This is a genomic window from Stenotrophomonas sp. 220_Sma (assembly GCF_056487375.1).
The window spans coordinates 4,620,143-4,646,893 of sequence record NZ_CM151348.1; the positions used below are offsets into that span (position 1 = coordinate 4,620,143).

A 26,751-nucleotide genomic window follows, 5' to 3' on the forward strand; every position below is an offset into this window, starting at 1 on the left:
CAGGCTGGGGGAGGATCGGTAGCGCCGGGCCATGCCCGGCGGAAGATTCCCCGGCACGGACGGAATGTGCCAACCAAGGTTGGCACCCACCAAAGCAGAGTCAGGCCAGGGCGGAGAGCGCCTGCACCATCGCGTCCATCTGCTCCGGCCGGGTGAACACCGACGGCGTCACCCGCACGCACGCGCCGGAATCCAAACCATCGCGATGGGTGGTGAACACGCGATGCTCATCCAGCAGGCGCTTCTGCAGCGCGATGTTGTCGGCCACGCTGGTACGCCCGCGCAGGCGGAAGCTGGCCAATGCACTCGCCAACGCCGGATCCGGTGAGGACAGCACTTCGATATGTGCCATCTGCCGCGCCGGTACCGTCCAGCGCTCGCGCAGGTAACGCAGGCGCGCCTGCTTGTTGGCTACGCCGATACGCTGGTGCAGGGAAATCGCTTCCGGCAGCGCCAGGTAGGCGGCGAAGTTGACCGTACCGGTATGCACGCGGCTGCCCACGCGGCCGTCGTCGGTCTCCCCCATGTACGGGTCAAGATCGGCCACACGGCCCTTGCGCACGTACATCGCGCCGACGCCGACCGGCGCACCGATCCACTTGTGCAGATTGATGCCGACGAAATCAGCCTTGAGCTGCGGCACTGCGTAGTCGATCTGGCCGAACCCATGCGCCGCATCGACGATCACGTCGATACCGCGCGCTCGCGCGCGTTCGGCGATCTCCGCCACCGGCAGCACCAGCCCATGGCGATGGCTGACCTGGGTCAGCAGCACCAGCTTCAGACGTGGCAGCCGCGCGAATGCGGCCTCATACGCCTGCAGGATCTGCGCGTGGTCGGGCACGGCCGGTAGCGCGATACGCTCGACCTGCACGCCGCGACGCTGCTGCAACCAGCGCATCGCGCCGATCATGCTGTCGTAGTCGATGTCGGCGTACAGCACCTGGTCGCCGGGCTGCAGGCGGTTGTAGCCGCCAATCAGGGCCAGCATCGCCTCGGTGGCACCACGGGTCAGTGCGATTTCATCAACGCCCACACCCAACAGCTCGGCTACCTGCCGCTGCACCGCCAGGTACTGCGCCGGGAACTCACGACGGCCGTACCAGGCGTTGCCACGGTTCACTTCAGCGGTATGGCGCTGGTAGCTGGCCAGCGTCTCGCGGCCCATCGCGCCCCAATAGCCGTTCTCCAGGTGGTTCACTTCGTCGGTGATGTCGAAGTGGCTGGCCACGGCGGCCCAATAGCCTTCATCGCGGGCCAGCACGTCCGGCGCCACGGTCGTTGCGGGAATCTGCATGGGCGCATCGTAGCGCGTGGCAGCCATGGCGGGCAGTGAAGACAGTGCGGCTGCGGCCGGCAGCAGGGTGCCGGCATGCAGCAGGGAGCGGCGCGTGCGGTCCATCAGAAGCTCAACCGGTACTGCGCGTACAGGTTGGCACCATCGGTGTCGTACGGCGCGTTGCGCGAGTAGACCAGGCCACGGCTGGCCTGGAACACCGCCTCATCCGGATAGCGGTCGAGCACGTTGTCTGCACCCACGCGCAAGCTGTGGTGCTCGTTGATGCGATACCCCACGGCGAGGTCGAGGAAGCTCATCGCGCCGAAGCGCTGGTAGATGTCGCCCACCGCATTGCCGCTGGCGTCGGTCCAGGCACCGTAGTAGCGCATGCGCGCCATCAGCGACCAGGCGCCGACATCCCAGCTGCCGGTCAGGCTGCCCTTGTGCTCGGGCAGGCGGTCTTCAAACAGCACGCGCTGGGTCTCGTTGGTGGCCACCGAGGTGCTGCCGTTGTCCACCCGCGTACGGTTGTAGTTGTAGGCCAGGGTCAGCGTCATGCGGCCGGCACCGAGATCGCGCAGGTAGTTGCCGACCACGTCCACGCCGGTGGTGGTGGTATCGAAGTCATTGGTGAAGTAGTTCACCGAGGTATAGCCCAGCGGATTCGGCGTGCCGGCCGGAATGGCGAAGCTGGCCGACTGGCTGAAGCGGTCGGTGAGCTTGATCTGGTAGACGTCCACCGAGCCGGACAGCCCCAGGTCGGTGCGCCAGGTCAGGCCCAGCGACGCGGTACGCGATTCCTCCGGCTTCAGCGGCTTGGCACCGAGCAGCTGGGCCAGCGGATCGTTCGGCGACAGGCGGCCACTGGTGAAGATCTGCAGCGTACGCGTGTCCAGGCCCTGGGTGGTGCTGGTGGTATTGAGCTGCGCCGGTGTCGGTGCGCGGAAGCCGGTGGACACGGTGCCGCGCAGGGCCACGTCCGGGGTGATCGCGAAGCGTGCCGACAGTTTGCCGTCCAGCGTGCTGCCGAAGCTGGAGAAATCCTCGTAGCGGCTGGCCGCGCCGATGCTCCAGCGCTCGCCCAGCGGCACTTCCATATCCACGTAGGCCGCCTTGCTGCGCTGGCTCCACTGCCCGGCCTGGCTGGCCGAGAAGCCCGGCGCGCCGTTGGAATTGGCTTCCAGCCCTGCCGCAGCGCCCGGGCCCACTGCGTACGAAGCCGGATCACCGGCACGCACCTGGTAGGTCTCCTGGCGGAACTCGCCACCGAAAGCGACGTTGATCGGCTTGGCCAGCGCGGCTACGTCCCACTCGTAGTTGAAGTCGGCGTTGGCGTTCTTCTCGGTCTGGGTCAGGCGGCCGAGATCGAACGCGGTCGGGCTGGCGGGACCCAGCGAGGCGTTGATCGAATTCTTCAGGCTGTAGTCGATGGCATTGCGACCATACGAGGCACTGACATCCCAGCGCAGCTTCGGGGTGATCTCACCGCGCAGGCCACCGACCAGCTGCAGGTCGTTCTGGACGTTGCCGTACTGCGGACTGAAGCCCACCGGGTACAACGAACGCAGGTTCCAGCCCGGGAAGATGGCGGTGGTGCGATACGCGCCGGTGGTGGTGTCCGGATTGCGCCAGTTGAAATCGCTGACGCCATCGCTGTGGCTATACAGGCCGAACGCATACAGCTCCAGCGTGTCGCTGACATTGGCCTTCACGTTGAAGCCGACACGGCGGCTTTCCAGTTCTGGCTGGCCCCAGCGCTGTACCGGGTTGGGCACGTCCAGATCCGGATGCGCGGCCTGGAAGGCAATGGCATCGGGGCGTTGGCGGGTGCGCGAGGTGGCGTCGGAGTTGGACGATTCGGCGAACAGCACCAGGCTGCCATAGTCACCCAGGGACCAGCCGGTGCGTGCGCTGAAATCGCGCGAGGCGCCATCGCCCTGTGCGTACTGCGAGTAGCCGGCGGTGATCTCGGTACCGGGGCCATCCTCGAGAATGATGTTGATGACGCCGGCGATGGCGTCCGAGCCGTACTGCGCCGACGCACCATCGCGCAGCACTTCGATGCGCTTGATCGCACTGGTCGGAATCTGTGCCAGATCGGCCGCCTGCGCGCCACGGTTGCCGAGCAGCGCGCTGCGGTGGAAGCGACGACCGTTGACCAGCACCAACGTCTGATCCGGCGACAGGCCACGCAGCGTGGCCGGGCGCACGAACACCTGACCGTCCGCCATCGGCAGGCGCTGCACCACGAACGACGGCACCAGCTGCGCCAGCACGTCCTTCAGGTCGGTGGATTCAACGGACTTGATGTCTTCCTTGGTGAACACGTCCACCGGCGCCAACGTTTCGAACTGGGTGCGGTTGGAGGCGCGGGTGCCAGTGACCAGCATCGCATCGAGCTGGGTGGGCGCCGCACGACTGCCCGCCGGGGCATCGACCGCATCGGCCTCCGCTGCGATCGCGCCTCCTGCGCTGGCCATGGAAAGGGCGAGGAGGATGGAACGCGAAAGCTTCGAACGATGCACGGCAGGGCTCCGGGAGGACGCGACTGGGCCAGCACCTGCAGGGATATCGCAGGCCTGGACAAGGCGCGCAGTCTCGGCGCGATCTGTGAAGGAGCCATGACGTCAGTGCGACAGCTTGATGCCGCTTGAGCGCAAGAACTGCTAAACGCGCTGCCTGCCGATCCGCTACTGTGCCCGGCATCGGAATCGGGGAACGGCTGGATGAGCGCGGCAGGCAAGGCGTTGTGGTACATCGAAACCCATGCGGACCGGCCATTGGCACTGGCCGATATTGCCGCCGCAGCGGGGCTTTCGCCGTTCCATCTGTCGCGCCTGTTCCAGGCCCGCACCGGCACCTCGGTGGTGCGTTATCTGCGGGGACGGCGCCTGACCGCTGCCGCGCAGCGGCTGGCCAACGGGGCGGGCGACATCCTGCAGGTGGCACTGGGCGCGGGCTACACCACCCATGCCGCGTTCACCCGCGCCTTCAGCGAACAGTTCGGGCAGACCCCGGAGCGGGTACGCGAACAAGGCACCGATGGGCTGGCGCTGGTGCAGGCGATCCGCGTGGACGATGCGCCGACTGCCTGCGGTGAAGCGCCGCGCCTGCTCGATACCCCTGCCTTCCAGGTCGCGGGTATCGGCATGCGGCATACCCGCGACAGCGGCGGTGCGATACCCGGACAGTGGGCGCAGCTCAACCGGGAATGGCCGGCGCCGGCACCGATCAGCTTCGGCGTGTGCTGCAACAGTGATGACGATGGCGGCTTCGACTACATCGCCGCACTGCCGGCCAGCGCGGTGCCGAGCGTACCTGCGCACTGGCAACGCGTGGACATTCCGCCGCGCCGCTACCTGGTGGCCTGGCACGGCGGGCACATCTCGACCATCCGCTCGACCTGGTTCTGGCTGCTGGATCACTACCTGCCCGGCTCCGGGCTCAGCCTTGCCGATGCACCGGACCTGGAACGCTACGACTCCCGCTTCGATGAGCATACCGGCAACGGCGGCGTGGAAATCTGGCTGCCAGTGGAGTGATCTTCGAGCGCGGCACCCACCGTAACGAATCGTTGCGCCCGCGGTGACACCCACGCAATCCCGCCAGGTCTACACTCGGTGCATGCGCTCCACGGAGGATCGATCATGCGCCTGCTTCACCTCACCCTCCCGGTGTCCGACGTCACCACCATCGCTGCATATTTCCACGACGTGCTGCAGCAGCGCGTGGTCGGCAATCATGTGCACATCGGATGGAGCACGATCGAACTACAGCCGGCGGGTGATCATCCGGTCGGTGGCGTGCACCTGGCCTTCAACGTACCGGACAACCGCTTCAGCGAGGCGATGACCTGGTTGCGTGAGCGCACACCGCTGCAACGCAATCCGGCGGGACTGGACTACTTCGCGCTGGAGAGCAGCTGGCAGTCGCAGTCGGTGTACTTCACTGGCCCTGACGGCCTGATCCTGGAACTGATCGGCCGCCGCCGTTTGCCGGCCAGCGCGCGCGAAGGTGCGTTCCACGGCAGCGAACTGACCTGCCTGAGCGAAGTCGGCCTGCCCAGCCACGATGTCGACGCTGTGCGCGAACAGTCCAGCCTGCGGTTCGGCCTGCAACCGATCAGCCCGCCGTCGCCGCAGTTCGCGCCGATGGGCGACGACGAGGGCCTGCTGATCGTGGTTGCGGCGGATCGTCGCTGGTTCCCCGAGCAGAAGGACCTGCCGAACGCGCGCGGCTTGCAGCTGCAGGTCGGCGACGTGGCCGGCCCGGGTGTTGTGGAGGACGCCTCGCTCGGCTGGCGGGTGCAGGCGACCTGAACTACCAGCTGCCGGACGCGCCGCCTCCGCCGCTGCGGCCGCCGCCTCCAGACCAGCTGCTGGAACTGCTCGACGACGAACTCGACGAGGACGACGAACGGGACGACGTGCGTTCGCGGGATGATGAAGCCCGGCCGCGTGCGCGCTCGCCCGGCAGCATGGTGAACAACCACACGAAGTACAGCAGTACGCCACACACCCCGGACACGATCATCGCCAGCAATCGTGGATCGTCACCTTCGGCACGATGGACCGCCAGCAACGCGCCCGCGGCATAGCCGAGGGTCAACAGCACCAGCACCGTCATGCGCACGATGAAGCTGCTGCGGTTCTTCTTCCAGCGTGTGCGGCAGGCCTGCACCAGCAGGAACACCATCAGGGTGACAACGCCCGCAGCGACCTGCAGCAGCAGGTGCCGGGCCAGGCTCGGTGGCAGCTGGTCACGCAGCAGCGCCTGCACCAGGAAGAGCACGCTGAGCATCAGCATCCCGCACAGCACGATGCGCACACCTCGGCTGCGGCGCCAGCACCAGCCCAGTAGGGCAGCCACCGGCACACCCAGCGCCAGCACGATGCACAGGCCCGGCAGCACATGGCGTGGCAGCAGCAGCGCCACGGACAGCACACCCGCACCCACAACAGCGGTCACCAGCATCGGGCGGCCCCAGGCCGGCAAGGTCGGCCAGGTTGGTTTTGGTGCCGATGCATTGGCGGCCAGTGCCTTGCGCCGCCGCTCCCGACGGCTGCCGCTGAAATCGTCCTCGGTCTTCGCCGGCGGGAGGGGCGGCGGCGAGCGCCACAGCCCGGCCAGGAAACCGGCCAGCAGGGTCAACGCCACCACCGAGTCTGCGCGTCGCCAGTCCGCAGGCAGCACATTGCTGGCCGACGGTTCTTCCCATGCCGGCAGGTCCTCGCCATCGATCAGCGCCACCATGATCGTCGTGCCATCGAGCACGCCCTGGTCGACATCGCCCTCACGGAAGCGCGGCACGATCGCGTTATCGATGATGCGAGCGGCGTACGCGTCCGGTAGCGCTCCTTCCAGGCCATAGCCGGTCTGGATGCGCACGCGGCGGTCCTGCACCGCCACCAACAGCAGCACACCATCGTCGACACCGGCGCGACCCAGCTGCCACTGATCGAACACCCGCTGTGCATAGGCCTCGATGCCTTCGCTGCCCACGCTGGGTACCACCAGCACCTGCAGCTGTGCACCTTTCCGCGCCTGCAGCTGCAGCGCCTGCGTGCGCAACGTGGCGCGGGTGTCGGCGGACAACGCGTTGGCGGCATCCACCACCGGATCGTCCAGCGCAGGTATCGGGGTGACCGCCAGCGCTGCCATCGGCAGCAGGCACAGCAGCAACAGCAGCCACACGGTGGCGGCCGCCTGCTGCAAGGGGCGCGCCGGGTTCACGTACCCTGCCCTGCCTCGATCTGCGCATGCAGCGCCTGCAGCTGCGCCGCCGTCTGGTTGAACACCTGCAGATCGGCATCCACCAGGGCCGCCCAGTCAGGCGCGTGCCCCAGCAGTTGCGCCACCTGCTCGTTCGGCGCGCGGTCGAAGCCCTCGCCAAGCACGGCAAGATAGCGCTCACGGAACCCTTCGGGGTCGCGCTGGTCCTGCACATACAACTGCACGGCCAGCAGCCCCGCATACAGGTAGTTCACCAGATAGTTCGGGTCTTCATACATCAGGCGCTTGCCGATCCAGGTGTTGCGCAGCTGCGGGTAGCGCTCCGGTTGCTGGCCGAAGCGCGCCAGCACCTGCCCGGTCAGCGCGTCCAGGTCATCGGCGGTGCCCAGCGTGCCGGCGGCCACGCCCCGATAGATCGACTGCTCCAGCTGCGCTTCCTCGGAAGAGGTGAACAGCTGCAGCACCATGTCGTCCAGCAGCGATTTCAGGTAATAGGCTTTGGCGCGCGGATCCTCTGCCTGCTGGTACAGCTGGTCGCGGAAGCGCAGCTCGTTGTAGATCGCGAACGCCTCGGTCAGCCACTGGCTGCCATTGCGCTGCAGCGGCGACGCATGACCGCGCTGCATCCACTCGCCGTGCACGGCATGACCGGCTTCATGGGCGATCTCGACGTCGCTTTCCAGATCACCACGGCGCAGGCCAACGAACAGCATTGCCGGCACACCGGGAGCGCTCACCGGGAACGCGTCCTGGCTGCGGTCACCACGTTCGGTGGCCAGATCCATGCGCTGGTTGGCCGGATCGAGCAGCGCGCGCAGTTCGGCGACGTACGCCGGCCCCAGGTGCTGCATGGCATCGGCGGCGTTGTCACGCAGCTGCGCCAACGTCAGCACTGGTGGCGTATAGCCGGCATCGGGCACGGTGGTATCCCAGATCTGCGGCGCGTCGATGCCGGATCGCGCAGCGTGGCGCAGCAGCATGTCCTGGTAGGCACGGCGGTCCCCAGCGTGCCGTTCGATCGCCACCAGCGTTGCATCCACTGCGGCAGTATCCAGGCCCATGCGCTGGTAGCCATATGCCGGCGCCGAGCCGTCACCCTGCAGGCGTGCGGCGGCGTCATTCACCTGCACCAGCCCCAGCAGCACCGACGCCATCGGCTCACGGCGCGAGTGCAGCCCCTGCCAGTAGCCCTTCCAGCCGGCCTCGCGCAGGGCGCGGTCGGGCTGCTGGGCCAGCAGCTGCTTGTCGCGTCCGGTGTCCCAGTGACGACCGCCGTGCTCGATCTGCGGATACTCGGCGCTGCGCAGGATCTGCCCGCGCAGGCGCGCGAAGCTGTCCAGCGCCGGATCGGCCAGTGCCTCCACGGCCTCATCCAGCGCGGCGTTGGCCGGGGTGGCAGCCTCCTTCAGCGCCCGAGTGCGCAGGAAGCCATACGGTGCTGCCCACGCCGCATCTGCGGGCGCCTCGCGCAGTGCGGCGCGACCACTGCGAGCGATGCGGCTGCACAGCCCCGCTGCCTGCTCCATCGCCTGTGCCGGGCGAAGATCGCGCGCGTTGCGGGCGGACTGCAGATGCAGGTAGCCGAGATGCCGCAGGCACTGCGCCTCCAGTGCCTCGGCCTGCTGGAAGCGTTCCGCCGGTGCGAGGGTGGACGCCTGCTGCAGGGCCTCGACGCGCTTGCCCAACGCGTCGCGCGCGGTCTGTTCGGACGCGGCGCTGGCGAAGTAGGTGCGGTCATCGGCATGCACCGACTGTGCCTGCGCGCCGCTGAAGGGGGCTATCGCCAATACGGCGGCAATGGCGGCGGTGGTGGTGCGCTTCCTGAAAGCCTGCATCGGCGTCTCCCTGCCTGGACCAGGGATCGAGCCTAGCAGCCGCTGGCCCGCCGCGCCTGTGCCGGATCAGCCATCAGATCGACTCATCCTCACGCTTGACCAGCGTCCAGCAAGGCGCCTGCGCAAAGGTATAGGTCTGCTGGTCGCTGCTGTCCGGCGTACGGATCTGCACCTGCCGCTGTCCATCGGCCAGGAGGCTGACCTGCATTTCGCGGCCCTGCCCGGCCAGTGCGGCGGGATCAGGCATCACCGGCCACTCGACATCGGCCCGCGCCAGCCGGCTTTCCACCTTGCGCGGTTCCGGCTCGGCCTCGGCATCGATGTAGCTGTCCAGCAGCGGATCGGCAGTGGCCTTTTCCTGCAGCGCGATCTCGTTGCCGAAATGCTTCAGGAACGTATCGAATTCCGGGTAGGGGCAGTCACCGCGTGCAGCCACAGCTGTGGGCTCGGCGGGGGTGGTCGCCAGCGCCGCTGCGGCAGGTGAGGCTTCGGTCGCGGTATGCGGTGCCTGCGGCGCTGGCGTGCAGGCAACCAGCACCACGGCGCAGGCGAGCATCAGCACTGCGGCAGAACGGTATCGACACATGGGCTCATCCTGAATCCGGTCCGGTCGCTCCATGCTACCGCGCACCCTACAATTCAGGCATTCCGCTTGTCCGAGAATGCTCATGCATCGCCTCCTGCTCCTGATCGGCCTGCTGCTGCCCGCCCTGTGGCCGGCGGTGGCGAGGGCCATCGATGTCCACGAAGGCGACCTGCTGTTCGTCACCGCCGGCCGCAGCGGTCTCAGTGCGGCCATCGACGATGCCACCGGCAAGCAGGGCGCGCCCAGCTTCGATCACGTCGCGCTGGTCGCTTCCGCGCCGAAGGGCTGGGAGGTATTGCATGCAGACGAGAAAGGATCGCGCCGGCAATCGCTGGTCGAATTCCGCCAGGAAGCGCGCGCCAAGCAGCGGCAGATCGTGGTCTATCGCCTGCGCGCGCCGCAGCAGGCAGCGATCAAGGATGCGGTCGCCACCGCGCGCACGATGCTGGGCAAGCCGTACAACACGTCGTATGTGTTGAACGAGGACAGCTACTACTGTTCCGACTTCATCGAACGTGCGTTTCGTGCGCACCACGTGTTCGCATTGCAGCCGATGAATTTCCGTAACCCGCAGACCGGGGAGATCGCCCAGCACTGGGTGGATCTGTACCGCGGCATGGGCATGGAGGTGCCGCAGGATCAGCCCGGCAGCAATCCGAACGACATGTCGGCGGCACCGGTGCTGCAGCGCATCGGGGTGCTGGAATAAGCGAAGCCCCGCGCAAGGCGGGGCTTCACCGGTCACTCCGCATGCGCGGCGCGGTCATTCTTCTTCGTCGTGGCCGCCCTGCTGCTGGTTCTGGTTGCGCTTCTGCTGTTCCTGCTGCTGTTGCTGCTGGTCACGGCCACGACCCTGCTGCTGATCCTGCTGGTTCTGCTGGCCCTGTTGCTTCTGGTTCGGGTTCTGGTTCTGCTGTGCCATGTCCGATCTCCAAAGCCACTCGCGGAATGCGGTGGACGTGGCCATCGTCTGCAGCGAATGGTTAATCACGCGTGGGTGGGCGGCTACATCTGTGTGTACGCCTGTGAATGAACGCGCAGAAGCCCTTGTGGCACAAGCGGCTGAAGGATTCATGCGGGTTCGGCATGTGCTCATGCCTTCGTCAGCCTGCACGCATTCATGGCGTTCGCCGCCGGAAACACGCGCTGAACGAGGCTGGCTTCCCGGCTCACGCAGAGAGGCCAACCCTGCTTTCAGGGCATCACCGGTGGCACATACGCCAGGGTCATGCCCAGAAGCCACAGCAGGCCCAGCACCAGCGGAATGTGCACCAGCAACTGGATGAAGGTGAAGCCGACGATGTCGCGTGCCTTCAGGCCCAGCACGCCCAGCAACGGCAGCATCCAGAACGGGTTGATCAGGTTCGGCAGCGCTTCGGCCGCGTTGTAGACCTGCACCGCCCAGCCCAGGTGCGCTTTCAGTTCATTGGCGGCCTGCATCACGTACGGCGCCTCGATGATCCACTTGCCACCACCGGACGGCACGAAGAAGCCAAGCACCGCCGAGTAGACGCCCATCACCAGCGCAAACGAATCGGTGCTGGCCACGTGCACGAACAGGCTCGACAACCGGTGCGCCAACGTCTGCCCATCGCCGCCGGCAGCGTGGGTGAGGATCATCGCGATGCCACCGTACAGCGGGAACTGGATCAGTACGCCGGTGGTGCTCGGTACCGCCTTGGCCACCGCGTTGAGGAAACTGCGCGGCCGCCAGTGCAACAGCAGGCCCAGCGAAATGAACAGGAAGTTGTAGGTATTGAGGTTGGCGATGGCGGTGATCACCGGCTTGTTGGCGAACTCGTTGAACAGCCAGCCGAACGCCAGCAGCGAGAGCAGCACGGTCAGCAGCGGGCTGTACTCCAGCCATTCGCCCGGGCGCGTGCGTCGCTGCAGCGGCTCCGGCTCGGCCTGCGCAGCGCCGGGGAACTCCTCGGCGGTGCGGGCGCTGGCGGCGGCGGGTGCGGTCAACCAGGCAATCAGCAGCGAGACCAGGATCAGCACCGAGGTCAGCGCGATCGACTGCCACAGGAAGATGGTTTCGGTGAACGGCAATACGCCGGTGATCTCGACCAGCCCTGGCGGCATGCTGGCCGGATTGGCCTGCAGCTGCGCGGCCGAGGAACTCAGCCCCATCGCCCACACCGCACCCAGACCGAGATACGCCGAAGCACCGGCCGCGCGGTAGTCCATGCGCAGTTCGGTACGGCGCGCCAACGCGCGCACCAGCAGGCCGCCGAACACCAGCGAGAAGCCCCAGCTGAGCAGCGAGGCGAGCATACTGACCAGGCCCACGTACACCACCGCGCCACGGCCGGTGCGCGGTACACGGGCGAGGAAATCGATGAAACGTGCGACCACCGGCGCGGTGGCCACGGCGTAGCCACCGATGACCACGAAGGCCATCTGCATGGTGAAGGGAATCAGGCTCCAGAAGCCGTCACCGAAGGCGCTGGCGGTGGCCTGCGGGGTCGAGCCGAAGCCCATCGCCGCCAGCGCGACGATGACCACGCCCAGCACCGCGAACACGTACGCATCGGGGAACCACTTTTCCGCCCAGGCGGCCGAGCGCAGCGCAGCGCGCGCCATCCAGCCATCCTGTACTGCTGCCGTCGAGGCCATCGCCTACCCTCCCAGGTTCGATGGACCGATTCTGGGCGGTGGGGTGCGGGCTGTCTGCCACCTATTGGTCGTAGGTGGCGGGATGGTAGTGCCGGCCGCTGGCCGGCAACCTCGGGATCGCGCACGGGTGCAGCCGGCCAGCGGCCGGCTCTACCAGATCCAAGCATCATCCCAGGTGGTTGAAGGCGGTAGTGCCGGCCGCTGGCCGGCAACCTCGGGACCGCATACGGGTGCAGCCGGCCAGCGGCCGGCTCTACCAGATCCAAGCATCATCGCAGGTGGTAGAAGGCGGTAGTGCCGGCCGCTGGCCGGCAACCTCGGGACCGCTACGGGTACAGCCGGCCAGCGGCCGGCTCTACCAGATCCAATCGTCAACGCAGTGCCAGGTCCACGGCAATGCCGGCGAACAGCGCGGCGCCCACCCAGTTGTTGTGCAGGAACGCCTTGAAGCACGGGCCGCGCTCGCGGTTGCGGCAGATCCAGAACTCGTACACCACCAGCGCAGTGGCCACCGCCACGCCCACCAGGTAATAGCCGCCCAGCCCGCCGCGCACGCCGACCAGCGCCATGGTGGCCAGGAACAGCGCGTACAACACGCCTTGGATGACCAGGTCGAGGTCACCAAACAGGATCGCGGTGGAGTGCGAGCCCATCTTCAGGTCGTCCTCGCGGTCGACCATGGCGTACCAGGTGTCGTAGGCGGTGGACCACAGGATGTTGCCGGCATACAGCAGCCAGCCCAGCATCGGCACCTCGCCCTGCACCGCAGCGAACGCCATCGGGATACCCCAGCCGAACGACATGCCCAGGTAGACCTGCGGCAGATGGGTGTAGCGCTTCAGGTACGGGTAGCTGGCGGCCAGGAACACGCCGATGAAGCTGAGGCCGATGGTCAGCCCGTTCAGGGTCAGCACCAGGCCGAACGCTGCCAGCATCAGCACGGCAAACAGTGCCAGCGCGGCACGGCCACTGATTGCGCCGGTGGCCAGCGGACGCGCCTTGGTGCGTTCCACATGCGGGTCGAGCCAGCGGTCGGCATAGTCATTGATGACGCAACCGGCCGAGCGGGTCAGCCACACGCCGGCGGTGAACACGAACAGCGTCCACAGCGGCGGCAGGCCGCCCGCGGCCAGCCACAACGCCCACCAGGTGGGCCACAGCAGCAGCAACGTGCCGATCGGGCGATCAGCGCGCATCAGACTCCAGTAATGCCGCCAACGCGGCGTCGCCGGCGACTGCGGCGAAATGAGGGGGGTATCAGCCATGGCGATAGGATACTCCTGCCCCTCCGGCAGGGCTTTGCCCATGGGGGGAGATTTGTTCGGCGAAACTGGATAGAATGCCGGTCCCGCACCGCCTCATGGCGCTGCGATGTCCGCCCCGGCACTGGTCGGTGGCGCGGCGGTTCTACAACGCGCCCGTAGCTCAGCCGGATAGAGTAGTGGCTTCCGAAGCCATTGGTCGGGGGTTCGAATCCCTCCGGGCGCGCCATCTTCCCCTCTTGTTGCCCGCACACTGCCAGCCCACGCTGGACGATGCCGTGCGCTTCATCAACACTGCGCGCATGACGCCACCGGATCTGCTGAAGCTGGCGGCAGGCGCTGCGATTCTCGGCCTGGCCGCGTTGTCCACCGGAGTGACCTTCGGCCGCGCCCGGCGTGGCAACCACCTGCTCACCACCTTCTTCGCCTGTTTCGCCGCCGCCAATCTGTTCGGACTGGTGCTGTTGGGTGGCCAGGCCTGGCTGTCGGCCGACGCGGTGCGCTGGCTGCGGGCCATCGAAGTGCCACTGGTCTATCTGCTGGGCCCGCTGCTGTATGGCCATGCGCGTGCGCTGCTGTCCCCAGCGCCGGACCACACTTCGTTGCTGCCGCTCGCGCATCTGCTGCCGGCTGGCCTCGCATTCGTCATTTCCCTGTTGAACGCACTCGCGCCTTCCGAGGGCTTGCCGCTGGGCAAGGTGCTGTTCCCGCTCAGCTTCCATGGCTGGCTGCTGCAGGGCGCCCCCTACCTGCTGGCCACGCTGTGGCTCTCGCTGCGCACGTCTTCGGCCTCGCGCGGAACCGCCATCCAACGCAGCGGACTGCGCGGGCTGGCGATCGTGATGGCGGGCTGCTGGCTTGCCAGCGCGATGAACCGGTGGCCGCCGGACGCCGCTCCGCTGCTGGCCAGCATCGGGCTCAGCCTGCTGACCACCGTGGGCATGTATCTACTGGCGTGCCGGGTGGTGCGCCAACAACTGCGCGCGCCAGTGAGGATCGCCGCACCGGACATTGGGAATCTCATCCCCGCGCCCATCGAAGACGTCGCCGTCGCACGTTACGAGCGCTCGGGCATCGACGCGGCGCAATGCGCGGCCATCGCCAGCGCGCTGACCGCATTGATGCAGGGCGAACGCCTGCATGAGGCCCCGGGACTCGACCTCCAGGGCTTGAGCCAGCACAGCGGCTGGTCACCCAACCAGGTCTCGCAGGCGCTCAACCAGGGTCTGGGCCAGAGCTTCTCCGAGTTCGTGACCGGTTTCCGCATCACGGCCGCGAAGTCCCTCCTCTCCGATCCGGCTGACCCACGCAGCGTGCTGGACATCGGCCTTGCCGCCGGCTTCGGCAGCAAGTCCACCTTCAACAGTGCGTTCAAGCGCGCCACCGGGCAGACACCCAGCGAGTACCGCCGCAGCCGCGCCACGTCCGGCTGAACGTCCAATCCTTCACGCCCGGTCGAACGGTGCCCGCCGCTGCGCTGCCATCAGCGCTCGACCCGACGAAGAAGGTGATGCAATGCGATGGCAACGGATGATGTTCGGCCTGCTGTGGATGCTGGCGATTCCCGTGCAGGCTGCGGTGGGGGATGCGGCGGGTGTGCTGGCCCGGGCCCGTGCAGCCAGTGGCGGCGAGCCGTGGCTGTCGGTACAGCGCCTGCAGGCTGAGGGCGAGCAGTCGGTCGGTGGCTTGCAAGGCCGCTGGCAGCTCAACCAGGACCTGCGCGCCGGGCGCTATGCCGAACAGGCGCAGCTGGGGACCTTCACCGTTGCGCAGGGTTTCGACGGCAAGCTGTCGTGGCGCCGCGACTACGGCGGCGAAGTAGGCCTGCTGGATGGCACCGTGCCACGCCGCACTGCCCGCACGCAGTCGTGGCTGGCCACCCGCGCCTACTGGTCCAGCGCCTATCCGGCCTCGCGCTTTGCAGGCCCACGTACCGAGGTCCACGACGGGCAGCGCTATGACGTGCTGTCGACGACGCCGGAGGAAGCGGACCCGATCGAACTCTGGTTCGACGCGCGCAGCGGCCTGCTCGGTCGGGTGGTCATCGCCTCCCCTCGCACACCCACCGCTACCGCACTGGAAGACTACCGGAGCGTCGGCGGCCTGTTGCTGCCCCATCGCATCATCACCGATACGCTCGATGCCCAGGGCCGTGCCGACCCGCGCCTGCGTAGCGACGTGCAGGTGCAGCGCTACCAGGTGGATGGCCCTGTGCTGGATGCGCTGTATGCACCACCGGTGATGGCCGACGACAGCTACATCGACGATGCCAGCGGCACAACCCACGTCCCGTTCGACCTGATCAACAACCATGTCTACATCGAGGCCGAGGTGGACGGCCAGCCGGCACGCTTCCTGGTGGACACCGGCGCCATCAACCTGCTGACACCGACCGCCGCCAAGCGTCTGGGGCTGACCGCCACCGGTCGCCTGAGCGTGCATGGTGCCGGCGACAGTGCCAGCGACCTGCGCCTGGCACAGGCCCGCCACCTGCGCATCGGTGGCGCGCACCTTGCAAACCCGGTATTCCACATCATCGACCTCGGCCAGCAGATCAACTCGATGGGCGTGCCGCACGATGGCTTCATCGGCTATGAGACCTTCCTGCGCTTCGTCACCACCTTCGACTACGGTGCGCGCGTGCTCAGCTTCACCCGACCGGGCCACTACCAGCCGCCCGGCAACGCGGTGGCACTGCCGTTCGAACAGGACGACCGCGCACCGGTACTGAATGGCGAGCTGGATGGCATCCCGCTGCGGCTGTGGCTGGACACTGGCTCACGCAACTCGCTGAGCCTGAGCAGCCCGTTCGTGCGTGCCCATCATTTGTTGGAGAAGTACCACGCCAGAGAGGAGGCGGTGCTCGGATGGGGCCTCGGTGGCCCGGGCCGCGCGCGACCGGCCCGGCTCGGTGTGCTGCGCATGGGCAGCATCAAGGTCAGCGGCCTGGTCGGTGATCTATCCACCACCGACAAAGGAGCGCTGGCCCTGGCCGACTACGGTGCGATCCTGGGCGGTGGCGTGCTGCGCCGATTCTCCATGGGCATCGATTACGACGCCAAGCGCCTCTATCTGGTGCCCAATGCCGAAAGTACGCAGGCCGATGCCTTCGACCGCAGCGGGTTGTGGCTGCAGGCCCAGAACGACGCATTGCAGGTAGCGGATGTAGCACCGACCAGCGCCGGGGCGCGTGCGGGGCTGCGCAAGGATGACCGCATCATCATGATCGACAGCGAGGCGGTGGCCGCGCGGATACTGGGTGACTGGCGTGCGCTGCTGCGCGAGCGTCCCGTTGGAGCCCGTTTGAGCATCCGCTATCTCCGCGACAGCCGGCAGGTGGATACCGAGCTGGTGCTGGCCGATCGGGTGGCTGCGGATTGGCCTGCAAATTGAGGCGGTACTGGCGCCATCCCTACGAAGCACCCGCCACTCACGCGGCGGATGCTCACGCACGACAAGGGTAGTGCCAACTATTTGTCCCTTAAGAAGTTCCTCGGCCGAGTGCCAAGCCTGATGATTTTTCGCACAGCGCCAAGATAGAAGTCACTGAATACAAATGAGAAGGCGGCAGCTGTATAGAAGACAAGTAGTACCCCGGGAATGGGAATCGCGCGAACGAAGCTATCGCATTCGAGGTTCCGGGCGATCAGCAATCCGATCATGAACATCTCGGCTAGGAAAACCATAGCGAACGCGAATCGCACTCGCCTAACCTCAACCGACAGAATCCCCCTTCTCGCCAGTTCGAACTTGGAATACACAAGCAGCACCAGCAATGCCACAAAAAGAGCAAACATAACTGCTGGGGAGTACCCAACGACTGGACAGCCCATACTCAACATGGACGCAATCAGCGCGTAGCAGATCGCCAACGCTCCAACTGCAGCTGCACCCTTCATGCACCTTATGAAAATCAATTCACCGGACATTGGCATTTATTGTAGTTTGACCTGTAGTTCACCATTGCTCCAAGGGGCCCCAGGATCTTCGATCCACCCCGCAAGAGATTAGCGTTCCCCGCATGCGCCGCAGCTCGATTTAGGCGACCGTTGGCAACCGAGTAATGAATTCCGCGCTCAGCTGCCCCGCGCGTCCTTCTGGCCGCTTTGCCATCCTGACGCGACGCTGCCGCATCCAGCATGTGACCTGCCGCTGCATACGGAGTCTTTGCACCATACTCGCCAAAGTGAACGCCGGGATTCTCGTAGAAGTTTATGTCAACACCCACAGAATCCATTGCAAAAGACACCATTGAAGTCAGGGGCACGAGATCTATGAGCAGATCGGCAACAGCCTCCCTCTCGCAGTCGTTGGCGGGAACATAGCCGGTGACGTTGTTCATTTCACCATTATTCCATGGCCCAATGCCCTCGAGACATTCTGGATCAATCGCCGACTGAGGATTGCTTCCAACATATGTGAACGTGCTTATTCCCCCCATCAACCCAATGGGATCACTCTGCGAATAGCGCCCCACAGCCGGGTCGTATTCCCGCTGGTAGTTATAGAAAAGCCCACTTGCAGCCGTCGCCTGCTGGCCCGGGAAGCGCAGCGCCAGCTCGAACACCATTCCATCGCCATCCGGATCATCACTCGGCATCTGGTTGCCGAACACTTCGCTCTTGTTGCTCCACCCCCAGATCGCGACATCGCGCACCGGGTCGATCACCACACGCGGCGTACCCAGATGGTCCGGCTGGATGTAGGCCAACTCCGGCACACCTGCGCTTGGCACGCTGATCAGCGCTACCGGATAGTTGTCCAGCCAGATCGCCTGCTGCTGGGCCTGACCCGTAGCCGAGTAGTTGCCGAGCCACTGCCCTGCCTCGTCATACAGGGTGATCTGCGCTGCGCCACCGGCCGGGGTACGCAACACGCGCTCGCCACGATGGTTGTAGCCGTAGCTCTCCAGTGTGGCGTTACCCTGCTTCACCGCGTTCATGCGGTTGGCATCGTTGTAGTTGAACGCCTTGCTGCCGATGCTGGTGGTGTTGCCCACCGCGTCATGGTTGCGCACTTCGCCGTCCACGGCTGTCAGGCGATGGCTAGTTGCTGGATAGGTGTAGCTGGCGGTGCCTGCCGAGGTGATCAGCGCGGTGCGATTACCGGTGGCGTCGTAGGCATAGGTTTCAATCGGCGTGCCGGTCGCGCCGTCCTGGGTCTGGGTCAGGCGGCCCAGCGTGTCGTAGGCGTACCTGGCCAGCACCGTCGAGCCTGCGCCGTTCTTCAGCTCGGTGATCGAACCGACGGGGTCATAGCCATAGCCCAGCGACAGGCCGCCTGCGGCCGGGTCGTGCACCGCTCGCGGGCGGTAGTCCAGATCCAGCGGACGCTGTAGCTGGCGGCCGTTGCCATAGGTCCAACCGGTCGCCGGGCCGAAGGCCGCGTAGGTCACGTTGTTCACCACGATCTGGCGAGCTTGGCCGGGCCGGGTCAGTCCGATCTGGCTGATGCGCCCCAGGGTATCGCGCACGTAGTCGGCCACACTGCCATCGGGGTACGTCAACGCCGTCAGGCGGCCCGACTTGCTGTAGGCATAGCGCAGGGTACTGGCCACCCCATTGAGCGTCTGCACCTTGCGGGTGACCTGACCGAAGCGGTCATGGCAGTACTGGGTGCTGCCATTGGCGTGCAGCACCTGCCCCAGGCGCCCCTTGGCAAAGCGCTCGTCGGCAGTACACGCAGCGGGCGCCACGTCGTAGCTGTAGCCCACGTCCAGATTGGGGTCCGGATAGGCGATGCCGATCAGCCGGTTGAGTGCATCGTAGTGATAGGTGGCGGTGACGCCGCGCGCATCGGTGGCCGTCTTGCGGTTGCCTGCCGCATCGACGGTGAAGCTGCTGGCGCCACTGTCCGGGCTGACCTGGCCGGTGAGGTCACCGAAGCCGTTATAGGCGTATGTGGTTTGGAGGCCCTTCGGGTCGGTGACCTGGGTCACCTGGTCCAGCACGTTGTACTGGCTGCGGATCTCCGCCGCCACGCCACCCACGTCCTGCAGGGTCTGGGCCAGTCGGTTGAGCGGGTCGTAGTGCTGGCTGGTCACGCGCTGCAGGGCGTCGGTCACGGTCTGCGGGTTGCCGTTGGCATCGTAGGCAAAGCCGGTAGCGTGGTTGCCCGCGTCCTTCAGCGCGGTCAGCTGGCCGAGCGTGTTGAACGTCCGTGCCAGGGTGCGACGCAGGGTGCCGCCGGTGTCCAGCGTGTCTTCCTTGAGGCGGTTGCCGGCGTTGTCCAGTGTGTAGTGAATCGTGTTGCCTGCGTTGTCCGCGATGTCCGTCAACCGCCGGGCGGCGTCGTAGACATAGGTAACGCTGCTGCCGTCAGGCACGGTGACCTGTTGCACCTGGCCGGTCGGCCAGTAGCTGATCTGGGTGACCCGATTCTCGGCAGTGGTCGCGCCGCGCACGGTGACCGAGGTTGGCCAGCCGCGGGCATGGTAGGTGTAGTCGGTGACCACGCCGTTGCCGTCCTTCACCGACAACGGCCGTCCGAGCGCATCGTAGGTTAATGTCTCGACGGTCTGGCCGAGCGAGTTGGTCACACTGCGCAGGTCGCCCCTGCGATAACTGCAGACACCATTGGCCGAGCATCCCGCGTCGTCCGCAGTGTAGTAGGCATAGGTGGAGACATCCGCCACATCGCTTCGCGGGCCATCCACGCTACGCAGCAGTCCCACCAGCGGGCACTCCGGGCCCTCGACCTCACAGTAGGTCTGCGTGGTGACGCGGGTGTCACCGGTCACCATGTCGCGCACGGTGATGGTGGTCGGCTGGAGGCGCGCATTGCGCGCGATGCGGATCTCACGGTTGCCGACGGTCTGCTGCACCAGCCGATTGCTGTCCATCGCCACGCGCGTCTCGCTGACGCGCTGATCCGGAGTACCGGCCGCTTCGGTGGTGGTGGTCACGCTGACGGCGCCTGCGGCAGCATCGCTGGCCTCGACATAGGCATACTGGGTGACAACGCCACGGCGGTCGGTCACCGACTGCAGCCGACGCCGGAAATCGGTGGCCTCGGGCAGATAGGTGCGACTGATGCTGCCGTTGCTCTCGGTGATGCCATTGACCTTGCGCGGAAGGCCGCTGGCGCCGCTGGTGGTCAAGGCGTAGGTGCTCTGCTTGCCCAGTGCATCGGTGACGATGGTGGTGCCCGCCGGGGTGTACTCCAGGCGCACGCCATCAATGCCCACGTCGGCTTGACTGCAATCGCCGGAATGGCGGCTGCAGGTGACCCGCCCTTGCGTGTCATAGCCGTACCAGCTGTAGCGCTGGCTGTCTTCGGCGGTAATGCCAGTCAGGTAACCCGGGAAGCGGGCGTCCTCATAGTGGTACGTACGACTGGCGCCGTCTGCGTAGGTCGCACGGATCAGTTCGCCGGCAGGTGAATAGGCGTAGCTCACCACAGGCTGGCCGGCGACCATCACCGCGGAGATCAGCGAGTCGTCACCTGGCAGGAGGTACTGAATATCCAGACGCCGCCCGGTTGAATGGGTGACGCTGAGCAGGCGGCCACGGCTGTCGTGTGCATAGGTCAGCGACGTTCCGTCCTCGAAATCGCGACGCTGCATCAGACCGGTGGAACTGAACAGGATGCGCTCCCCGGCGCGTGAGAGCAGCCAGTTGGAACCTTGCTGCGTTACCCGCTCGCCGCTGCCGTCATTGGCTTCGTAGTAGGCACCGCGCTTGGGGAAAGCGAGGTGCGTGCCGTCCTGACCGATCCGACCGACCTTCACTTCGGTGCCCGGTGGGAACGTGGTGCTGTCCACACCGACCGTCAACCGCAGGTTGTGCGAGTGCGTCCAACCCGTGCCCAAGGCGGCTCCAGGCGTGCTGGTCAGCGAGTGGTAGTGACGGCGGAAGCTGATCCAGCCCAGATCGAAATCGGGCTCGGGCTGGGTCTTGTCACCTGTTGTCGGGTCGCATGGATTTCCAGGTGCATCACACTGTTGCGCGATCATCGGGCTGTAGTATCGGCGGGTCATTGCCGCCGTCCCCGTCTCAAGCGCCGGGGGCATGCCGCACATCTGCAGATCTTCACGCCACTTCATGATGGTGCTGCTGGTATTGGGGCACTTCACTTCCCGTGTCCGCTGGACATGGCGCGGCGCTGTCATCGGCTCGCAGGTTGCACTGCCTGCATTGAAGGAGTGGTAGGTTACGGTGGCCACGCCCCGCTCACCCACATTGCTGCCATCGGCGCCGGCACCTGCGCCACCGCCAGGTATCCCCGTCCACGCCTGCGTCATCGAAACCTGCGGCGCCGGGCAGGCGGGCTCCTTGGGCACCGTCAGCCTGAGCGCCTCGAACAGGGCCTCCTCCGAGCCATGCGCCTGGCTGTCGAAGCGGTATGTCCAATCGGTCTTGATCAGCTTCGCGGGCTTGATCGCGTAGTCATAGATGATCTTGTCGGTCAGGGTAGTGGTCCCCCGCATCTCCCAGCTGAAGGGGCCATAGGCCTGATGGGCGGCAAAGCGGGTTTCAATGTCCTTCTGTACCAGCTTCTCGGTCGCACGGGGCTGGTTGCCGGACGCGAACGCGAACCACTGCTTCTTCACCTCCTGCGCCTGAACCGCAGAGGTGCCCATGCATCCCAGCGCGGCCATCGCCAGCACTCCGCTCGACAGATCCTTCAATCGCTTCAACATCCCTGTTCTCCTTCCTGGACGAACACAGCACCGGCGGGAACGAGAACGTGGGGCGGTTGCCTCACCACGTCATGCTTCGGATCGTCCCTGGTCCGGAATGCGGCCTGACCGCACGGGGGACGTTATCTCCGATGTGATTTACACATTCAAGTCAGAAACTGTGGAATGGGTCGGATTTCAGAGTTTTCTGATACAGGTCGGCCGATCAGATGGGCAGCCGAGCATGGACTCGGCTCTACAGGGGCCAATGCCCACACAAACAGCAACGCCGGGCATAACCCGGCGTTGCATTCAAAGCAGTCGAGCATGGCTCGACTCTACAAAAAGCAGATCAGTACTTGCCGTCAAACGCGAAGATCGGCTTGCGCTGCTTCCACGCGCCAGCGGTGAAGTCCGGGAACTCCAGCGTCTGGAAGCTGTTGGCGATCGACTGCTCGCTCAGCGGGGTGATCGCGCTCCAGGTCACCGCGTCATAGATGTCGATCGGCATCGGTGCCTTGGCCTTCAGCGCTTCCACGAACGCATGGATGACGAACCAGTCCATGCCACCATGACCAGCGCTGGCAGCGGTCTCGGCATTCTGCTTCCACAGCGGGTGCTCGTACTCGTCCTGGTACTTCTTGAACTCTTCCCACTGGTGCGGCGGGCTGCGGCCTTCGATGTGGATCGAATGGTTCACGTCCATCCACAGGCCCTTGGTGCCCTGCACGCGGAAGCCCATCGAGTACGGGCGCGGCAGCGAGGTGTCGTGCTGCAGCAGGATGGTCTCGCCGTTCTCGCAGGCCAGCGTGGTGGTCACAATATCGCCCAGCTTGAACTTCACCTTGGTGCTGGGATGGGTGGTGCCGCCACTCTTGGCCACGGTGTATTCGTGCAGGCCGCGCGCCTTGGTCGCAAAGGCGTTGATGTGGGTGAAGCGATTACCGCGGTTGATGCCGGTGTACATCGCGCACGGGCCGATGCCGTGGCTGGGGTAGAGCTCACCATTGCGCTCCACCGAATGCTCGGTGCGCCAGCGGGCTTCGCTCCAGCCCTTGGGACCGAACTCCACGCCGCTGTCGTAGGGCTGGTTCGGGTCACCGGAATTGAACTTCACGCCGCGCAGGTCGTGCTGGTAGCCAGCCTGCAGGTGCACCAGCTCGCCGAACAGGCCCTGGCGCACCATCTGCAGCGTGGCCATCACGTCGCGGCGGTAGCAGACGTTCTCCAGCAGCATGTAGGGCGTGCCGGTACTCAGCTGGGTCTTCAACACGTCCCAGTGGTCCTGCAGGGTGATGCCGGCCACCACTTCGCAGCCCACCGCCACGCCGGCCTGCATCGCGGCAATCGCCATCGGCGCGTGGTACTCCCACGGCGTGGCGATGATCACGCCATCAATGCCCTTCTGTTCCAGCAGGCGCTTCCAGGCATTGGTGTCGCGGTCCTGGCCGTAGGTCTTCGGGGCCGGCTTGCCAGCCTTGCTGACCATCTCCACGGCGCGGCCGAGCATGATCGGCTCGATATCGCAGACGGCGACCACCTCGACGTCGTCGCGGCGCACCAGTTCCTTCAGCAGCACCAGGCCACGCATGCCGGTACCGATCATGGCCAGGCGCACCTTGCGCCCGCGTGCCCAGGCCGGGGTCTGCGGCAGCAGGCTGCTGGCGGCGACAGCGGCGCTGGCCGCGATGAATTCCCTACGCTTCATGGCAAACATCTCTCCTCTTGGCAGCGTGCCGACCGAAGCCGGCACGCCAGGTCACGCAAACGGAATTACTTGAACCGGTAACCGACAGTCACACTGTAACCACGACCGAAGATCGTTGCGTAGTCACTGGAGTCACCCAGGAAGCTGTTCGGATCGTAGAACGGCAGGCGGTTGAACAGGTTCTTGACGGTGAAGCTCAGGTTCCACGCATCATCCGGGCGCCAGGTGACGCTCATGTTGGCGGTCCACCACGACGGTGCACCGTCGCACTTGCTCTTCTGCAGGGCCAGGTAGCCGCCGGTGCAGGTTTCCTTGTTGTTGCTCACCTCATCAACCTGGTCGGTAGCCCACTTGGTGCCGCCCACGTAGTTGACGAACATGCTGGTGGTGACCTGCTTGTAGGTCCAGTCGGCGTTGAGCGTGGCACGCAGGCGCGGGTTGTTGTAGTAGCCCACCACGTCGCCGTAGTACCAGCCGCTCGCTTCGTCCATGTAGAAGCGGTTGCGGTTGGCGATGGTGGCAGCCAGACCGATGTTCAGGTTGCCCCAGTCACCCAGCGAGAAGCGGCTGCGTGCATCGATGTCGAAGCCGTCGATCAGGGTCTTGCCACGGTTCTTGTACTGGCCCACCACGCTGGCCACGTTGCCGGCGGAGTAGCCCGGCAGCACCGACGGGCAGCTCACGCCACTGGCCGGGTCGGCACACATCGCCGCCAGCTGCGCCAGGTTGGCGCGGTCGCTGTCGGTGATCGGCGAGCGCGACGAGGAGATGATGTCTTCCATGCGGCGGTAGTCCGGCGCGACGATTTCATTGTCGCGATAGATGAACCAGTAGTCGGCCGACACCGACAGCCAGGTTGCCGGCTCGTAGACGAAGCCGAGGGTGGCGATCTTCGCCTTCTCCGGCTTCAGGTCCTTGTTCGGCTGGGTCATGCGTGCCACGGTGCGACTGCAATCGACGTTCAGCATGGTCTTGCCCAGATCGACATCGCCCGGCCGCTGCGACTTCAGCAGCAGGTTGGCGATGGCGTTGGTCTCGTTGCAACGCAGCTCGTCACGGTAGCCGCCGAGCTGCGCGAACACGCCGCCGTTGCCGGATTCGGCCAGGCTCGGTGCACGGAAACCGGTCGAGTAGGTGCCGCGCAGCATCAGCTGATCGAACGCCTGGTACTTGAAGCCGATCTTCGGCGCGACGTTGGCGCTGAAGTTCGGGTACTTGTCCACGCGTACCGCCGCGTCCAGTTCCAGCTTGTCGGTGATCGGCGCCACGGTCTCGGCGAACAGCGCGTAGGTGTTGCGCTTGCCGTCGAACCAGGAGCCGCCCTGCTGGGTGATCAGGCCGTTGGCCGCATCGGCGTTGCCCGGGGTATAGAAGGTCTCACGGCTGGCATTGAAGCCGAACGCGGCACGCATCTCACCAGCCGGCAGCTGGAACAGCGGGCCTTCGATCTTGCCGTCCAGGGTGTGCAGGCGGGTCCACGACTGGATGTCGAAGGTCGGGAACGCTTCGCGGATCAGCGCAGCGTTGGCTTCGCTGATCTCGCCGAACTTGTACGCCGGGTGGTCGGAGATGATCACGCGGCCCGTGGTCGGATCGATCGAGTACGGGCCGAAGGCCTTTTCGAAGCCCTTGATGTTGACGTTGATCGTCTGGTACGTGGTGGAGTGCGTACCGGCGCTGGCGAACGCGGTCTCCCAGTTCCAGTCACCCCTGTTGCCACGCGCGCCGGCCAGCACGCGGTAGCTCTTGTCGGTGTTCCGCTGGCCGAAGTAGTTCGGGCCGGCGTCCTGCAGCAGGTAGTTCAGGCCGACCACACCGCCCATCATCGCCTTCATTTCCGGGCTGGCGTGGTTGTACTCGTTGTTCGGGCCCAGGAACGGGTACAGGAACTGGTTGACGGTGTTGCCGGTGTTGCGCGAGAACCAGCTGGTCGGGTTGCCGGTGGTGGTGCCGTAGGTGCGCGGCGTGCCGCCGTTGGCGCGCAGGTCGATGTCGGTGTAGGTCGCCTCGGCGAAGATCTCGGTGCTGTCGCCCACCAGGAACGTGCCGTTGAGGTAGGCGGTGTTGCGCTCGGACTTGGCGCCGGCATCGATCTCGTTGTTCATCCAGGTTTCCCAGACGCAACGCGGACCAGCCGCTTCACTGGTCAGCACGTTCTTGCAGCCCGGCGCGGCTTCCTGCACTCGGCGGCCGGTGACCGGATCGAAGGCGAAGTAGGTGCCCGGGTTGAACTCGCCCGGCTTGCTGCCCACGCCCAGGCGCAGGTCGTTGAGGTAGTTCGGCTTGTTGACGTAGTACTGGTCGGGCCGCTTGTCGTAGAAATCGCTCAGCGGGATCGCGTCGCGGCGGTACATGTTCACCGCGCCGTAGATGTTGAAACGGTTCTCGGTCAGGTCACCGAAGCCGGCGGTGATGCTGGCCTGGCGCTCGCCGTAGGAATCGATGCGCGAGGAGGTGTCGTTGGTGAAGCTGACCTCGGCACCCTGGAAGTTGCGCTTGGTGATCACGTTGATCACACCGGCCACCGCGTCGGTGCCGTACACCGCCGAGGCGCCGTCGGTCAGCACTTCCATGCGCTCGATGGCCGCGGCCGGGATCGCATCGATGTTGACGAACTGGGTCTGGAAGCCGGCCGGCGCACCGTAGTACGACAGGCGACGACCGTTCAGCAGCACCAGCGTGCCCTGGGCACCCAGGCCGCGCAGATTGGCCTGCGAAGCACCGTCGGAACCGGTGAACAGCGAACGCGCGTCCTGCTGCGCCGGGCGTGCGGCCGGCAGATTGTCCAGCACCTGCAGCAGCGTGCGCGCACCCATGTTCTGGATGTCCTGCTTGCTGATCACCTGCACCGGCGAGGCGGTTTCAACGTCGGTGCGGCGGATGTTGGAGCCGGTGACCTCGATGCGGGCCAGGTCGGTGGCCTTGTCCTTGCTCTCCTGGGCGAAGGCAGGAACGGCGACCGACAACAGCACGCCGGCAATGGCCAGCGACAGCGGAGCGATCGAACGACAGGGGGGGCGGTGGTGGCGTGCGGGCAACATCGGGGTTCTCTCCTGGCAGGGGTGCGGCGCAAAAAGTGAGCGCGTGGGCGTTCGGCGGGCAAAACGCT

17 protein-coding genes and 1 tRNA gene are annotated in these 26,751 nt (G+C 65.9%); 6 read left to right on the forward strand and 12 right to left on the reverse strand.

What is annotated here, in order from left to right; all coding sequences use genetic code 11:
- Window positions 1-100 precede the first annotated feature (100 nt).
- Together ACZLIB_RS21555 and ACZLIB_RS21560 are read right to left on the reverse strand one after the other, a co-directional pair.
- A complete protein-coding gene (locus tag ACZLIB_RS21555; RefSeq protein ID WP_478468683.1) occupies window positions 101-1,402 on the reverse strand; it encodes an aminotransferase class V-fold PLP-dependent enzyme in 1,302 nt (433 codons plus the stop codon).
- Entirely contained in the window at window positions 1,402-3,804 is a 2,403-nt protein-coding gene (locus ACZLIB_RS21560; protein WP_478468684.1) for a TonB-dependent receptor plug domain-containing protein, read from the reverse strand. The genes ACZLIB_RS21555 and ACZLIB_RS21560 overlap by 1 nt, the downstream gene beginning before the upstream one ends.
- 201 nt (window positions 3,805-4,005) lie before the next feature.
- On the opposite strand from ACZLIB_RS21560, the gene ACZLIB_RS21565 reads away from it, so the two are divergent.
- The gene (locus tag ACZLIB_RS21565) at window positions 4,006-4,821 is read left to right on the forward strand and encodes an AraC family transcriptional regulator (RefSeq protein ID WP_478468685.1); all 816 of its coding nucleotides are present in this window, start codon (window positions 4,006-4,008) and stop codon (window positions 4,819-4,821) included.
- Between the two features lie 105 nt (window positions 4,822-4,926).
- Window positions 4,927-5,598: a VOC family protein gene (locus ACZLIB_RS21570; RefSeq protein WP_478468686.1), complete on the forward strand. Its 672-nt coding sequence runs from the start codon at window positions 4,927-4,929 to the stop codon at window positions 5,596-5,598.
- 1 nt (window position 5,599) lies between these two features.
- Here ACZLIB_RS21570 and ACZLIB_RS21575 read toward each other — a convergent pair whose 3' ends face one another.
- The 3 genes from ACZLIB_RS21575 to ACZLIB_RS21585 all read right to left on the reverse strand — a co-directional run bounded on the left by ACZLIB_RS21575 (window position 5,600) and on the right by ACZLIB_RS21585 (window position 9,433).
- Window positions 5,600-6,940, reverse strand: a complete 1,341-nt coding sequence (locus ACZLIB_RS21575) for a TPM domain-containing protein (protein WP_478469954.1) — start codon at window positions 6,938-6,940, stop codon at window positions 5,600-5,602.
- 68 nt (window positions 6,941-7,008) lie between these two features.
- Window positions 7,009-8,847: a M3 family metallopeptidase gene (locus tag ACZLIB_RS21580; protein ID WP_478468687.1), complete on the reverse strand. Its 1,839-nt coding sequence runs from the start codon at window positions 8,845-8,847 to the stop codon at window positions 7,009-7,011.
- Between the two features lie 73 nt (window positions 8,848-8,920).
- Window positions 8,921-9,433: a hypothetical protein gene (locus ACZLIB_RS21585; RefSeq protein ID WP_478468688.1), complete on the reverse strand. Its 513-nt coding sequence runs from the start codon at window positions 9,431-9,433 to the stop codon at window positions 8,921-8,923.
- An 82-nt stretch (window positions 9,434-9,515) separates the two neighbouring features.
- Between ACZLIB_RS21585 and ACZLIB_RS21590 the strand changes: the two genes are divergently transcribed.
- Window positions 9,516-10,142 carry a YiiX/YebB-like N1pC/P60 family cysteine hydrolase gene (locus ACZLIB_RS21590; protein WP_478468690.1) on the forward strand — a complete coding sequence of 209 codons (627 nt, stop codon included), beginning with the start codon at window positions 9,516-9,518 and terminating at the stop codon, window positions 10,140-10,142.
- A gap of 54 nt (window positions 10,143-10,196) precedes the next feature.
- On the opposite strand, the gene ACZLIB_RS21595 is transcribed toward ACZLIB_RS21590, so the two are convergent.
- The 3 genes from ACZLIB_RS21595 to ubiA all read right to left on the reverse strand — a co-directional run bounded on the left by ACZLIB_RS21595 (window position 10,197) and on the right by ubiA (window position 13,317).
- Window positions 10,197-10,355: a hypothetical protein gene (locus ACZLIB_RS21595; RefSeq protein WP_162838410.1), complete on the reverse strand. Its 159-nt coding sequence runs from the start codon at window positions 10,353-10,355 to the stop codon at window positions 10,197-10,199.
- A 272-nt stretch (window positions 10,356-10,627) separates the two neighbouring features.
- Window positions 10,628-12,052 (reverse strand): short-chain fatty acid transporter, encoded by a 1,425-nt coding sequence (locus ACZLIB_RS21600; protein ID WP_180854520.1) that lies wholly within the window; start codon window positions 12,050-12,052, stop codon window positions 10,628-10,630.
- 371 nt (window positions 12,053-12,423) lie between these two features.
- Window positions 12,424-13,317, reverse strand: a complete 894-nt coding sequence (gene ubiA / locus ACZLIB_RS21605) for a 4-hydroxybenzoate octaprenyltransferase (RefSeq protein ID WP_478468691.1) — start codon at window positions 13,315-13,317, stop codon at window positions 12,424-12,426.
- A gap of 149 nt (window positions 13,318-13,466) precedes the next feature.
- Here ubiA and ACZLIB_RS21610 point away from each other — a divergent pair.
- The 3 genes from ACZLIB_RS21610 (at window position 13,467) to ACZLIB_RS21620 (ending at window position 16,707) form a co-directional block, all read left to right on the forward strand.
- Window positions 13,467-13,543 (forward strand) — tRNA-Arg (locus ACZLIB_RS21610).
- Between the two features lie 49 nt (window positions 13,544-13,592).
- Window positions 13,593-14,747: a helix-turn-helix domain-containing protein gene (locus ACZLIB_RS21615; protein WP_478468693.1), complete on the forward strand. Its 1,155-nt coding sequence runs from the start codon at window positions 13,593-13,595 to the stop codon at window positions 14,745-14,747.
- Between the two features lie 82 nt (window positions 14,748-14,829).
- Entirely contained in the window at window positions 14,830-16,707 is a 1,878-nt protein-coding gene (locus ACZLIB_RS21620) for an aspartyl protease family protein (protein ID WP_478468694.1), read from the forward strand.
- 77 nt (window positions 16,708-16,784) lie between these two features.
- On the opposite strand, the gene ACZLIB_RS21625 is transcribed toward ACZLIB_RS21620, so the two are convergent.
- From ACZLIB_RS21625 to ACZLIB_RS21640, 4 genes are all read right to left on the reverse strand, one after another.
- Window positions 16,785-17,243 (reverse strand): hypothetical protein, encoded by a 459-nt coding sequence (locus ACZLIB_RS21625; protein WP_478468696.1) that lies wholly within the window; start codon window positions 17,241-17,243, stop codon window positions 16,785-16,787.
- Window positions 17,228-21,955 carry an RHS repeat-associated core domain-containing protein gene (locus tag ACZLIB_RS21630; protein WP_478468697.1) on the reverse strand — a complete coding sequence of 1,576 codons (4,728 nt, stop codon included), beginning with the start codon at window positions 21,953-21,955 and terminating at the stop codon, window positions 17,228-17,230. Before ACZLIB_RS21630 ends, ACZLIB_RS21625 begins: the two co-directional genes overlap by 16 nt.
- A 331-nt stretch (window positions 21,956-22,286) precedes the next feature.
- Window positions 22,287-23,642, reverse strand: a complete 1,356-nt coding sequence (locus ACZLIB_RS21635; protein WP_478468698.1) for a Gfo/Idh/MocA family protein — start codon at window positions 23,640-23,642, stop codon at window positions 22,287-22,289.
- A 65-nt stretch (window positions 23,643-23,707) separates the two neighbouring features.
- The gene (locus ACZLIB_RS21640; protein ID WP_478468700.1) at window positions 23,708-26,683 is read right to left on the reverse strand and encodes a TonB-dependent receptor domain-containing protein; all 2,976 of its coding nucleotides are present in this window, start codon (window positions 26,681-26,683) and stop codon (window positions 23,708-23,710) included.
- Window positions 26,684-26,751: the final 68 nt, after the last annotated feature.